Source organism: Leptolyngbya sp. CALU 1928 (assembly GCF_056784215.1).
This window is the reverse complement of record NZ_JBXBCE010000003.1, coordinates 117,891-131,158: the sequence shown is the minus strand read 5'-3', so window position 1 is coordinate 131,158 and position 13,268 is coordinate 117,891. Positions and strand designations below refer to the sequence as shown.

The following is a 13,268-nucleotide window of genomic DNA, read 5'->3' as shown; positions in this document are numbered from 1 at the left end:
AGAACTTCTTAAACTACTCAAATGGGATATTGTGCCCCCTTCTCTCGCCACATAGACACAATATCAGCAGCCCACCTTGGATGGTTGGCTGCTCGCAGAGTTGTACCTGAAAGTACCTTCTGGGCAATCTCCGCAGCTTCATTAGCTTGCTGCGGTCGCCAACCCAATTCAGACACCAGCCACGACTTTACCTCATCCGGGTTGAAAACTTCCCCAGCAACGTGAAGTAGTCGGAACATATCAATCGCGGCAGCTTTGTCTGAGGGGTGTGATAAACCTGTACTAAGATTAATTCGTGTTGTTAGGCTTTCAAGTGCAGCTCGAACTGTTGGGTTCAAGAAAGTTTTTGGAGGGTGTGGAGAAGTATCTCCTAATTCATAGACATCCCACATTTGAATCCAAGGTTGCACTTCAGGAATGGACCAAGGAACAACCAAAATTTCTGACACGCTTTGTAACTCATCCACACTATCAAGCAATCGTTGCGGTGGATAAAGCACGAGAACTGGACCGGCCCATGAGGATCGGCGAATGCTCTCGGTCATTAGGTGAAGTTTGCCACTTTTAAGCTGTACTGTGTTGTTTTTTTGCAGTTGCTTTGCTGTCTCTTCGCCAAGTGCGCCCTTGATATTCTCCAATGTTTTTTTCACAGGAACCGCAAGAAGACCTTGATGTGCGGGAGAGGTGGTCATTTGCCTTTGTAACCAGGAGAAGGCAATCTGAAGTGACTGAGGGTTCGGTCCTTCTTGATTGATAAACCAGCGTTTTGTCTGAACTGCCATTGAAGGTTTCCTTTGCTCGATAGACAGAGTTTCTGAAGATGAATTTATCAGCACTCCGATAGTTAATCTTGCGTTGCTTGCCCTGTAGTTGACCTTCTCCACGCTTTAATTGAGAGGTCAAAACCAATAGGTGTTTACGCTCATCAGAAGTTCTTAATAATCTACTATCTCAGAGAGGACTGCTGGATTAGAAGGTTCTTGTCGTTGGCTGGAAAATTCCCACTTCAACTGTCGTAACAACGCTGCATGGCGATCCCTTTCTGTTCTCTCCCACATTTGAGCAAATTCTTCCATGCTGGCTCCTGTGACTCATTGTTAATGAGGTTGCTGGGAACCAATTGTATTTAATTCTCTAAAAAGTGACTCTCCTTTAGGGCTTTCAAACAAATCTCAGTATTGTCAGACAGACCCTAACCAGTGCCATACGCCAGTCAGATGGCGTTCATAGGCTCGTAGAGTGTGGTTCTTAAGCCCCTCTATGAAAGCCTGTTTTCGACATCTCCTCTGGATCGTCCTTGCCGTTCTGCTGGTCTTCACTGGAATCTTTGGTAATCCCTCAATCGCCAGAGCCGCTGAAACATACGTCCCAACTGCGACCTACAACGGTGCTCCCGTTCCAGATTGGGGTAGCATCTCTTTCTCAAGCCTCCCGACACTTCAAGACGGTGGCTCTATCGACATTCCAACCGATGCGGTGAGTCAGCTTGGGTACAACCCGTCTCGCAGTTGGCAAGCTGGAACTTCACTGGGCGATGTCATGATGCTCGGCGACGTTCAAGATGCTTTTGGCTTTCAAGGGTTCAGCTTGAATGACATTGCTCAGTTATCAGGACTGGATTTAAACGCCATTAGTCTGAGCAACTTTCCCCTCATTGGGCGACAGACGATCGCCAGCCTGATGCGCGCAATCCCAGGTTTAGGAGACCTGCGTTTGGGTCAGGTCAAACCACTTGTGGACTTGGTGAATAGGAACCTGCCCCAAGCTGCACTGAAAAATTTGAACTTAAACGACTGGGGTGGACAGGTGCTGGCTGCGCCAATCTCCGCGATCGCCAACCATGAGGTGTTGGGCAGTCTGTCTCTAGATAAATTGCCACTCGCTCAGTACAGCTTCACCCAAATTCCTGGTCTGGATCAGGTTCAGCTAGGCAACTTTCAGGACTGGCAGACTGCCTTTGTGAATGGAGTGCCAGGACTCTCTCAAGTTGCGTTTTCCCAATTCCCACTGAGTCCAGGACAGTTTCTCGGCTTTGTTGCCATCCATGACGTGACCTATGGGGGCGATCGCTCGCATAAAGAATCACGTCAGACTCCCACAAAATTCTCAATTACGGGAAGCGACAAGGTTGGATTTAAACACCCCTGTGCCCAATCTCAAGGGTGTGACTACATTGAACTGAGATCGCCACTTAGTCTGGGATCAGCAGGTTCTCCTGAATTGAATAATGCTCGATGGATTCGCGGTGGTAAAGGTTCAGGAGAGCAAATGGTGCGAGGTGGAGAAGGCATCCTCGGTCAACTCAATGGTGGTAAAGAACCCACTGGACGGCATCCGTTTGGTCCTGCCTTCAAAGTCGTTTTAACCCAAACAGATGAATCTTCTGGCACGGGTCAATTCAGCCTGTATTTTCGAGTCTGTCACCGGGGAGCGATCGACCTGGGTTGCACACCTTACTTCATCGGTCCTGTTCCCTTCCTACCAACTAAAGAAAAGGGCATGGTGTTTGTCGGTTTGACTCCCATGACTCCGCCCGCAGGCATTGAACCACCTGAAACTCCTCAAGAAGTACAAGACCTGATTGACCAATATGATTCAGGCTCAAGTAGTGACAATTCAGAAACCTGCCAGATTGATCCAAGTAAGCTGGATGCCGTGAGTCGAGCTGCACTATCTGCTCTACCAAATGGCGAGATGCAGAAAGCGGCAAAATATATACCCCACATCATGCAAGCATGTGCGAAAGCTGGGGTGACAGACAAAAATCAACTTGCCTATATTCTCGCTACGGCTGAACACGAGACGGATCACTTCAACACAACCAATGAATATAGTCGCGCAATGTATGACTCCTGCGGTTGGGGTGAAGGATTGATTCAAGTGACGTGGTGTGAGAACAAACGGAAAGTTTTCCAGAAGCTAGGGTTGCCTAGCTACAAGGGGTTAAGTGACAAGCGGTTACACCAACCTCAAATCGCTGCGGATGCGTTGTGCCGTGGCATGAAAGAAGGTTGGTATACCAATCGCAATATTGGACAGTGTATCAGTGGCTCTAAAGCTGATTTAGTCTGTGCTCGTGGTGTTGTCAATGGAGACTACGACAAAGTTGGTGGGGTTGTCAACGAAAAGTATCAACGATTTGAGCGAGCCTTGCGATCGGCAAATAGAACCAGTGCTGCCGGAAAAGATATTTCTGGGGCTGTTGTTTGTTCATCACCAAATGGTTCTACTGGAGGCTCCACTGGAGGTGGAGCAAAGAATAATCGGATTATGCAAACTGCTCAGAAACTGCGAGGAATGAATACGAGCATGGGTCCCCAAGGAGGACGGGAAGCCTGTGCTTGGGCAGTGAATAAGGTGCTTGCAGATGCAGGCATTGCCCCGATTGGTTCCAACCCAAACTATGTGCCCTCGGTTGCGTCTGCCATGAAATCCGGTCGGGGAACTCGTGTTGCGCCTTCTCAAGCGAAAGCCGGAGATATCATCCTGGCAAGAGGCTATGAGCATATTGGAATTTGTCAAAACGACGGTTGCACTCGTGTTCTATCCAATTCGTCCAGTCGAGCAACGTTTTCCTGGCAATCCGATCGCAACTTTGCAGGTAGCTACAACAACAGTTCTCATCTTGGTGAAGCTCCAACTGAAGAAATCTATCGCGTCAAATAGGAGGTCATTATGCAACGACATCGAATTCAGCGTCAGCTTACCTTAGTGGTTCTCTGTGGTGTAGCGATCGCTGCCAGCCTCCTGATCGAACCCTGGATTCATCCTGATCAGGCTGTCATGGCACGTCAACCCCAGGCTGTTGCAATTAATGCTGATTCAAAAGCGATTCAACAAATGGCTCTCAAGCATCTCAACTCACGAGGCATTAAACCCAATGCAGCGATCGCTGAAGTTGCCCAAGCCAATGGATATGCACTGGTTGGGTGGACACGAGGGGAAATGGCTGGCAATACCCTATTGAAGAGAAAAAGAAATCGCTGGAACGTAGTTACTTCGGGTGGTGGTTCTTTGGGTGTGCAGGGATTGGTAGAAGCTGGCGTTCCAAAACAAACAGCAGAGCAGTTGATGGATCGATACGACGCAAATTGGCGTAAGCAATAAGAGAGGCTTGAAATGCGACGAAGAATAAGATTCGCGATCGTCCTGCTGGTAGTTGGAGTTGGCTGCTTTTTTGCGCTTCGTGCCTATACGAAAAGCACCGCGCCCAATCTTCCCAATGCCGCTACTCTATTTCAATCAGTTCGTCCCACACTAGAGCGAAGTGGTGTTCCGTTACGTTTACCGACCTATATTCCAGCGGAAGGACAACGCCCAGCGGTGAAGCAATATTCGCCACCGTCTATTAGCGCAACCGCTCGACAGCCTCAACCCGAACGAGGGTATTTAGCTATTCTGGGCTACTCCCCCGATTGCGATGGCGGAAATGCTTGCCGATTTGGATCTGTTTCAGGTGGAATGAAACCCTCTGAATCCATTGAGGAATCTTTTGGGCGAATCCTGTCTGAGCAGAGCCAAAGCAGTTTTCAGGAGCATCGATCTAAAGAACCGTTGTCACGAGTCAAGCTGGCGAATGGCATTGAAGGTTGGTTTCTGCCCTGGATTTGCCGTCACGTTTGCACTGATGCCCAGGTGTCTTGGGACGAATACAGTTACCGCTACTCAGTTGGAGTCAAACTGGGCGATCGCGCGTCGCTCATTAAAATGGCAAACTCTGCAATCGAGGCAGGTGGAAAATGAAGTGGTGGCAGCGCATCCTGGTGATTTTGCTGTGTTGTAGCATCTGGCTGTTTAACATCATGCCTGTTTTGGCTACAGTGAATGCCAATTTAGAGAAAAGCATTTTAGAGGTCATTGATAAGCACCCAGAAGCAATTCTCAAATCTCTGTCTGCCTATCAGCATCAGCAGCGAGAACAGCAGGCGCAGGCACAGGCGCAAGTGTTTGAGCAAGTCCGGCAGCAGCTTCCGCAAATTCTTGAAAATTCACCTGTTTTGGGCGATCGTCAACATGCCGTTGTCACTTTGATTGAATTTGCCGATTTTGAGTGTCCATTCTGCATTCAGGCGCATCTGGGTCTAAAGCAACTGCGCGATCGCTTCCCGACAATGGCATTTGCGTACAAGAACCTGCCACTCGCCGATATTCACCCACAATCAATACCAGCGGCAAAAGCCGCATGGGCGGCTGGACGACAAGGCAAGTTTTGGCAGTACCACGATGCCTTGTATGAAACAGAGAAACCATTGGATGAGGCGGTTTACCTGAAAATCGCTAAAAAATTAAATTTAGATCTGAGCAAGTTTAATCGCGATCGCCAAGGCATTGCAGCATCACAAGCGATTGCTCAGGATTTGCGACTTGCAGCACAGTTGCAAATCACTGGCACTCCATTCTTTCTTGCCATTAGCTCGACAAATATTGAAGCGGTCTCTGGTGTTGATTTTGAGCGTCTTGAATCTATTCTGGATCAAGCCATTCCCAGATGAGAAAATGATTTTGGTTCTTAGCTACTCACTTTGCTGGATCTAAGTCAAGTCCAATTACCCGGATTATATTCATCAGAAAGGTTGTGAAAGGAACTGAAACCTTATCTGGAGGTCTATCGGTTGCTGTAGGTATCAGCATTGCCAGAAACGGATAGAGCGACCATTTGAACTTGGGCTTATCCGCAATTAGAGAATTTGAAGAATTTCCCTGGCTTGAGTTGGAGGAGAGATGAGCGTACAGCTCAATCAGTGTTGTATGGTCCAAGCTGGTTTTTTGATCCTTTTTACTGCGATCGTCCGTTGGCAATATGGGAGTGTGGCGAGGCGTACCTATCGTTAATGCTTTTGCAAACGCTAGATTTCTTCGTCGATGGTTCAGTTGCTGAATGTTAAAAGGAGTAAAACGATTTCTGGAAACGTGAGCTACAGGAATGGCTTGATTCAATTGTGTTGCTGGATCAACTGCAACCCAGCCCTCGGCAGTGTTTTGCCGAACTTCAAAGTGAAGGTGAGGTCCAGTTGAATTACCTGTGCTGCCAACTGCCCCGATAGGTTGACCCTGTTCAACCCACTGCCCTGATTGAACAAAAATTTCTGATAAGTGAGCATACAGCGTTTCTTCCGTGCCGTCCTTGTGCCGGAGCGCGATCGCTAATCCGTAGCCTCCCTGCCACTGGGCAGCCACTACTTGTCCAGAGTGAGCCGCAATGACCGTTGCACCCATTGGTGCTCCAAAGTCAATTCCTGCATGAAATCGGCTCTCACCACTAATTGGATGGACTCGCCAACCGAATGAGGATGTAGTTGAAGCCGCAACTGCCAATGGAAAAATTAGTCTCAAGTTGCTCCGTACTGACGACGGGTGGGATGGTGACTGCTTAACTATTGGAGCAGGAAAAAACTCCTGATTAGAGAGCGTTCTGGTCGGTGCCGATGGACTAATCGTTAGTGCTCTCCTATCGCCTCTCCGTGGCGCTGGCAGTTGATGGGAACTCGGTTGTAACGGGATGGAGGCTTTATTAGTGATGCTGAAGTTGGCAGTTTTGTTGGCTGTTGGCTGATCTTCTGGAGATAGCGTTGATTGAGATGCTTCCACTGGATTAAGCGGTGCTTGAATGGTCTCCGCCTCAATTTCATTAATCTGTTGAAACAGTTCTGCTTGAATGTCCGCAGGGAGTAGCGGGTTTTGCGCCGTTTTGCGAGCCAGTTCAAACTTTCCAGATTCAGCGTAGTGCAGAACTGCCATGACTAAATACTGCTTGATCTGTTCAGCTTTGTCCTCATTCTCTTGATCCGCTACATCTACCAGTTGTTGCTCTAAAGCCTTCTGCCGTTGTGACTTAGCTTTCGGCTTAGTTAAGCCTAGCCCTGGATTTAAGTCCGACTGCTGGGGAATGCTCTCCGTCTCCTCCAGAGTTTCTGGCTTTGCTTCTAGTTCTTGCTCATCTGTCTGCTGTTTATCCGGTTGTATGACTTGAGTAAAAACCGTTTCAGGTACTTGAACGGGTTGATCTGCCTGTACCGATGTTTTTGTAGGTTTAATGTGTTGTTCGATCTCAGGCTCAACCGTTGATGGTGTCGCTAATCCTTCTGCTGTCGGGTCGGCTTCTTTTGGAGCACCGATCATCGGCGAACTTTTGGGTGCAGGTTCCTTAAGGACTGCTACATCATCAGTTTTTCCAGACTCATAAATTACTGGCGGTAGAGCAGATTGTGTGGAAAACAATGTGTCCTCCTGTTGAGGGCGAGGAATTAATCAGAATTAGAGTTTTTCAACTGGAGGCTCCAGCACGACTCCAAATGGTTGATGTGCTGAAATCGTCGAATTAACTGCTGCTCGATTAGGTAATACCGCCTGAATCGTTGAGGTAGCAGGATCAGAGGTTGTTGCGGTTCAAACAGAGGTTGCTTAAGGTATTGCCAAAGAGGAAAAAGCATTTTTGGTTCTCCTGAATCAAGTAAGTTAAAGGAGTCCAAATCGAGATAGATTCAAGCGTAGTGAGGCGTGCCCCACAATGACATCACGCGGGACAAAGCCCCAAAGATGGCTGTCATAACTCTGATTCCGATTATCTCCCAGTACGAAGTAATGATCTTGGGGAATTGTGACCGGACCGTAGGCGTAATTCGGCAGCGCGTGGAGATAGGTCTCTGAAAGTTCCTGCCCATTGACAAAAGCCTGTCCACCTTGAACCTGCACTACATCACCGGGAAGTCCGATGATGCGCTTGATATAGTCTCCATCCAGGTTTTGAGCCTTCAATTCTGGTGGAGCCTGGAACACTACGACTTCACCCCGTTGAGGAGAACGAATGTGGTAAGACAGTTTCTCCACAATGACGCGATCGCCCTCATGGAGTGTGGGTGTCATAGACCCGGATGGAATATAACGAACTTCAGCAACAAAGGTATGAACTCCCAGTGCCATTAGTAATCCAAGTCCTGCTGTCTTGGCAGACTCAATCCATTCGTTCTTTGGATTTTGTCTTTGTTGAGATGCAGTTTGTGTTGTCATAGCTGTTGTTTTACAGTGAAATTGCAATTAATCCGATCGCGGCGATCAATCCTTTGAGCCAAAGGGGGAGCGGTAGCGGTGGCGCAATGCCTACAGCCGTCAATCCACAGGCAATCGCAAGAAAATTATCAGCGCCAATTACAGACGCTCCTGTAATTAGGAGAAAACCTGTTAAGAGCCAACCGAGAAGGTTTTGCACGGAAGCGAGGGACATCCTTAGTATCCCCAAATGTTTTTACGTTGTTGTTGGGCTGAGGTTTGTGCTTGTTGCAAAGCGTTTCTAACCTCATCTGGTAACTGGCTGAGTTGTGTCTTGTCCAGCTTCGCCAGTCCATCTGCCACTAACACTTGTTGAATTGATGTCCCGTTTGGTAGCTGAGCGATCGCTCTAGCAACCTCTCCTTTTCCAATGGCTTGTGTGATGGTTAGATCAACTTGCTGGTGGGAGGACTGCAATAGAATTGCGATGACTCCATTTGCCTGTGCTTGCCACTTGGAGTCAATCGGCATGATGCCTGCCAATGTTACTTGCTGTTGGGATTGATCTGAGGCGCGCAACGTCCAGACCTCACCACGAACTCTCTCAACGGTATAACGAGGGGTGGAGGACTGAGAGAATTGCCTCTCCAGATGCTCTGCTAAAGGAACCCAAGTCGGAACTCCAAGCTTGACTCCAAATGGCAGCAGGAGGAGTGCAACACAGAAATAGAAAAGAGGTCTGGTCATCACTGTCACCGTAGCCAGTGGTTGAGGAAATCGAATTCCTTAAGCAGGATTTGCTTGAGATACCGCCAGTTCCCTGGTTGTACCTGCGATTGTTCTACCTCCATGCAGGGAGTTCGTTGCTGTGGTTGCGGTTGTAAATCGCTCACACTTAGGGTAATAGCAGTCAATTGCAGCTCAAGCCGACGCATCAAGTCCAGGTGCTTTCTGCCGATTGGTCGATTTGACAAAATCCCGACCGCATAAACAGTGGCATCCACCTGTTGTGTTAAGTGGTTAATCAAGTCTGTGTCACTGTATTCGTTCAACTCAACAGCAACGCTTTTATTCGCAGATTCAGTCATTGCCGTCGCTACCTGTTGTTCTATTCCTTTGAATAAATCGCCAAATGCCGTTCGCATTGCAGTTTTGTCTTCGTCTGATAAATCTTCGGTAAGAGTTGGGTCTCCAAACACCGTATTCAAAAAGCCGTCAAGCGGTTGAGGTTGGCTCATAACAGGAGTGCTCTAAGGCAGCGAGTAATCCATCTATTCACAACATTAGAGAAGCAATCTGACTGTCGTATGGCATGGGTCTGCTTTTATCTGGTTAGGCTGTCGTGGGGTTACTCTCTCTCCTCGTAGTCAATCGGGAGGTTGTCCTCAATCTCAAAGAGGGCAGTTTGTTGCTCATTCACAACTTCTACGCCGCTAGTTTCCACCTCCGGAGGTATTTCCGTCAGTAGAGGATTGTTGTTCTCTAACCTTGAACTAACTATAGGCACTTGTGTTTGGACAATAGCCAGATCCATGCGTGTTTGCCCAATAATTCCTGGCTCGCGTTCAGTCAGTGACTCCTTCGCCTGGAGCCACGCCTGCAAGGATTGGAAGTAGGCAATATCATCCAGGTTGATTGCGCCCAACTCATTGAGTCCCTCCAGTTGCCATCGACCTGCATTCAAATCATAGTGCTGATGATGATTGATGGCGGACACCATCACAGTATCGCCTCGCTGCATCCAAAGGGTATCAGTGGTTGAGTTATAGCCGACTTGATAATCTCCAAAACCATTGGTGACATGATTCTGCTGCGATTCATCCAGTCTCACCCCTCCCTGTGATTCCTGATAAGAAAACACCTGTTCAGCGATCGCAAGCAAGACATTTGCCCGGTTTTCCTGTTGACTCCAGTAGGTTTCCTCCCAACTGTTCTTTGATGCCTGTGCGGCTTCATCCTCCAACCGTTGGCACTCTGCTACCCATGCGCCAATCTCCGCCCAAGTTTTTATGTCTGCTTGAGTAACGCTCTGTCCCGTTGATAAATCAAGGTTTGCCCCTTCCTGTTGAAGGTGATAGCTGCCCGCTGCATCATCCCGACTGACAACGTAAATCTTGTCCTCAACAGCTAAACGGTATAGGTGCTGGGTACTCTCAGGCGACAATTTGTAGGCAACTTCGCCCTGGCTGGCGTAGTACTCAAACAGTTGTTCAACGGCATTGGCAATTGAGCCGCGATCGTCTTCAGTGACAATGTGATCCTGGTTCCATTGCTGTTGTGCTTGCTGCTGAACGGCTCGTAAATCAACATCTCCAACCACATCCTGTTGCTCAAGGTAGTCCCGCAGCGCTTGAAAGTCTTGAAGTTGCTCTTCCGTAATTTGAGTGTCGGGTTCAGGAACAAATGCCTGCTCATGGAAGTTAACGCACCAATTGCTATCATTTGCCTCAATCCAGAGGGCATCGGACTCTGGATCGTAAACCAGGGTGTGCTTGTCCCCCTGGTATTGCCAGCACTCATCACTGATTGGCTCAACCCATCCGTACTGCTGGGCTAGGGCAAACGTGCGTTCCAAAATTGGGCGAATCTCATTGGCTCTTTGCCCCTGTTCTTGCCAGTATTGCGAGTCTGATATTTCAGGCATGGTTACTTCCTTCCTCCCAATTTGATGAGGACATCATTGATGCGGTTGTTGATGTGGTTCATTCCCTTGGGGTGGTATTGAATGAGTGATGCAGTCAGGGATGCAGTACAGAAAATGATGAGGACTATCTCAAGGGGTTTGGCGAAGTTCCATTTCTTCTTGCCAATCGGAATCTCCAGCCACGGTTGACGCTGGTTCCTGTTTTGGTCGGGTGTTGAAGATAGATCGGTCTGGATTGACTTCGAGTTCGTTGGCAATGTGGAGAGCGTTTTCAGTTGCGCCTTCAGTTCGAGGATGCTCTGATTTGTCTGCTTCAGTTGTTCGGTAATCAGGTTCAGGTGCTGTCCAGTCGAATCCTCCACTTTCTGTTGAGGTTGTTGTGGTAAAGACTTCTTCAAGTCTTCCAAAGTCTCCTGCAAGTTGACTAAGGGCATCTGAAGATCGGTTCGCCTGGATGTTGTCTCCAGCAATTGTTTGAGCGTGATCAAACTCTTGGGCAAGGGTTGGAGCAGGGTAATCAGTTGCTCCATCTGCTCGGCTGTGGCAGGTGCTGGAGCTGTCCACCCTTCCCACAAATTGGGAGGAATTGGTCTCGATTGAGAATGAGACCGTCCCAGGTTCTGGCGATAGTTGACTGCCTGATTGTGCGTTGGAACTGCCGTGGTACTTGCTGCTGTTGCTCGATCGCTCTGGAGTGGAGTTCCCGATGTCGAGTGTCCTGAGTCCCCCTGCTGCCCATCGATCTGTTTCGAGGGTGACTCCAGTAACGGACCCGCGATCGCTGACTTCTGCGGCATCTGAGTTGTCTGTGCCGCCGCCTTCGGTCGAGGGACTTCCAGTACCGTGCCTGCTGGTGGTGATTGCAACGTCGGTGGGGAGAGTGAGTTCGCCTCCTTCGCTTCTGTAATCTTGTCTTTCATTTCTTGAAAAATCATAGTCGTTCTTTCTAATGAGAGGAGTTGGGTGGTGGTTGATCGCCTGTTGTAGATCAGCAAAGCTCACTTGTCCTGGTTGTTGCAGAACCAAACGCTCAATTTCTTCACTGCGATAATCGATGCCTTGTTCAGCCAAGACAGTCAGGCTCTGAGCGACCAGGGTTTGTACGAGTTCCTGTGAGGTCTGAGTCATGAGTGGATGAGTCGGAGCTATTTGCAGCATTTGAGCGGTGATTGCTTGCTCGTGCCAGTGCTTTAACAGGTCAGATCGAGGGACATCGTGTTTGCGGCTACGAGTCACACGGGTTGCTGCCCACTCCTTTGTTTTGCTGCTGGCATTCACTCCAACAGCCGCTTCAATTTGCTGGGACCGGGTGCTAAACGCCTTAAGTTGACGGTCAGAAAACCCCTCCAAATCCCAAAGTCCGTGACGCTGATCTGTGACCTGAATTCGGTAGCCCAAGGCTTGAACCTGCAATGCCAACTCATTCCGGTAAATTTGACCCAGTAGCATCTTGGCGTGATAAATTTCAGCATTATCCAGGCTTTGCCACCTGCCGTTATCAGGTCGGCGCTGGAGATTCAGAATGACGTTGTGAGTGTGAATCTGTGGATCGAGTGAACGGCTGGTGTCGTGGTGAAAACTGGCGATCGCTAACTTTCCGGTTCGCACTTTGCGCCGTTTGCCTCCCTCCCGCAAGCAAACGATGGCGTAACGGTCTTCCAGGACTTCCAACATCCTGGCATTCGCCTGCTGTTGAGCCGCTTCTAATCGGTGGTCTCCAAATATCAACGCCTGAATGCTGACCGATTTAGGCGCACTGGCAGTTACATCAATGCCAGCGCGTTCAGTCGGGGGAGTTTTATTGGCATCTCTAGCATTGAGTTGCTGTTGATGCAATCGAAGTTTGTCAATCAGGATCTCTCCCGCTGCCCCTCTGCCATTCAACAGGTTTTCCAACTCAAAGTGGTTGACCGATCCTCCCACACCCAACGGCTGCAACAACTTTCCACTCCAGTGAGATACCTGCATTTGGCTAGAAACATTTTGGGATGCGTAATAGTGGCTGGCATGGGATGGAGAGACATTGATGAGTGAAACAACCATCGATCGCTACCTTGGTGCTAAAGTCTCTGCTTCAATTTGCTGTAGCCGCAGCTTCAGTGATTCAATCAAGTCTTTTCGCTTCAGTTTGAGAGCATCACTGGCAGTGTCTGTCGCCACACATTCCAGTAGGACAAAACAGGCTTCCTGGGTTTTCTGAAGCAGGGATAGGTGAGTCAACGGATTCAAGTGCGATCGCTGGTCGTCCACCTGTTCTTGCATCGACTCCACCCTTTCCATCAGTTTCTCCATGAGCGGCGTGGCGGGTTGGAAGTTCGCGGAAGTGGATGGAGAGGCATTGGAAACCGCTGACTTTTCACCAAAACTCCCATCTGGAAGTAATTGGCATCCAGCTTCCTGGGCGGCTTTGCCCAGTCGAATCCAGTTGCGGATGACATGAATCGGTTTTGCGCCGCGATCGCGGGCGATTTGTTCAATCTCCTGCCCTTCCACAATTGGCAGGGTGATATGGAAATCTTTGGAAGTTCTGGTGCTCATGGAGATGGAAAAGCCTGGAAATGGCACTTGGAAATGGAAAGGGAATGGAATTTCCATCAAGCCGTTAGGTGTGGGAGGTCAGACAGGGTGAATATTGGAA

14 protein-coding genes are annotated in these 13,268 nt (G+C 48.9%); 4 read left to right on the top strand and 10 right to left on the bottom strand.

All coding sequences use genetic code 11. The annotated features are described in order from the left end of the window. Nucleotides 1–17: 17 nt before the first annotated feature. A complete protein-coding gene (locus tag AC1S5B_RS18815; protein WP_482037233.1) occupies nt 18–782 on the bottom strand; it encodes a hypothetical protein in 765 nt (254 codons plus the stop codon). A 153-nt stretch (nt 783–935) separates the two neighbouring features. After that, nucleotides 936–1,076 (bottom strand): hypothetical protein, encoded by a 141-nt coding sequence (locus AC1S5B_RS18810; RefSeq protein WP_458652232.1) that lies wholly within the window; start codon nt 1,074–1,076, stop codon nt 936–938. Nucleotides 1,077–1,260: 184 nt separating this feature from the next. Here AC1S5B_RS18810 and AC1S5B_RS18805 point away from each other — a divergent pair, with 184 nt between their 5' ends. The 4 genes from AC1S5B_RS18805 to AC1S5B_RS18790 are packed head-to-tail and all read left to right on the top strand — an operon-like array spanning nt 1,261 to nt 5,492. After that, complete coding sequence (locus tag AC1S5B_RS18805) at nt 1,261–3,666, top strand: hypothetical protein (protein WP_482037232.1); 2,406 nt, start codon at nt 1,261–1,263, stop codon at nt 3,664–3,666. 9 nt (nt 3,667–3,675) lie between these two features. Then, a complete protein-coding gene (locus AC1S5B_RS18800) occupies nt 3,676–4,107 on the top strand; it encodes a hypothetical protein (protein ID WP_482037231.1) in 432 nt (143 codons plus the stop codon). Between the two features lie 12 nt (nt 4,108–4,119). After that, on the top strand, nt 4,120–4,743 hold the full coding sequence (locus tag AC1S5B_RS18795) for a hypothetical protein (protein WP_482037230.1): 624 nt from the start codon (nt 4,120–4,122) through the stop codon (nt 4,741–4,743). After that, a complete protein-coding gene (locus tag AC1S5B_RS18790; RefSeq protein WP_482037229.1) occupies nt 4,740–5,492 on the top strand; it encodes a DsbA family protein in 753 nt (250 codons plus the stop codon). The genes AC1S5B_RS18795 and AC1S5B_RS18790 overlap by 4 nt, the downstream gene beginning before the upstream one ends. A gap of 25 nt (nt 5,493–5,517) precedes the next feature. Here the strand turns inward: AC1S5B_RS18790 and AC1S5B_RS18785 are convergent, their stop codons facing one another. From AC1S5B_RS18785 to AC1S5B_RS18750, 8 genes are all read right to left on the bottom strand, one after another. After that, nucleotides 5,518–7,218, bottom strand: coding sequence for a M23 family metallopeptidase (locus AC1S5B_RS18785; protein ID WP_482037228.1), 1,701 nt, complete (start codon nt 7,216–7,218; stop codon nt 5,518–5,520). A 237-nt stretch (nt 7,219–7,455) separates the two neighbouring features. After that, nucleotides 7,456–8,007, bottom strand: coding sequence for a signal peptidase I (gene lepB, locus AC1S5B_RS18780; RefSeq protein ID WP_482037227.1), 552 nt, complete (start codon nt 8,005–8,007; stop codon nt 7,456–7,458). Nucleotides 8,008–8,017: 10 nt separating this feature from the next. Further along, a complete protein-coding gene (locus tag AC1S5B_RS18775) occupies nt 8,018–8,221 on the bottom strand; it encodes a hypothetical protein (RefSeq protein WP_482037226.1) in 204 nt (67 codons plus the stop codon). Nucleotides 8,222–8,223: 2 nt separating this feature from the next. Then, complete coding sequence (locus AC1S5B_RS18770) at nt 8,224–8,733, bottom strand: thermonuclease family protein (RefSeq protein WP_482037225.1); 510 nt, start codon at nt 8,731–8,733, stop codon at nt 8,224–8,226. A gap of 5 nt (nt 8,734–8,738) precedes the next feature. Next, nucleotides 8,739–9,224 carry a hypothetical protein gene (locus AC1S5B_RS18765; protein WP_482037224.1) on the bottom strand — a complete coding sequence of 162 codons (486 nt, stop codon included), beginning with the start codon at nt 9,222–9,224 and terminating at the stop codon, nt 8,739–8,741. A 110-nt stretch (nt 9,225–9,334) separates the two neighbouring features. Further along, on the bottom strand, nt 9,335–10,630 hold the full coding sequence (locus AC1S5B_RS18760) for a hypothetical protein (protein WP_482037223.1): 1,296 nt from the start codon (nt 10,628–10,630) through the stop codon (nt 9,335–9,337). A gap of 129 nt (nt 10,631–10,759) precedes the next feature. After that, nucleotides 10,760–12,673, bottom strand: a complete 1,914-nt coding sequence (mobF, locus tag AC1S5B_RS18755; RefSeq protein WP_482037222.1) for a MobF family relaxase — start codon at nt 12,671–12,673, stop codon at nt 10,760–10,762. 6 nt (nt 12,674–12,679) lie between these two features. Next, a complete protein-coding gene (locus AC1S5B_RS18750; protein WP_482037221.1) occupies nt 12,680–13,168 on the bottom strand; it encodes a hypothetical protein in 489 nt (162 codons plus the stop codon). Between the last annotated feature and the right edge of the window lie 100 nt (nt 13,169–13,268).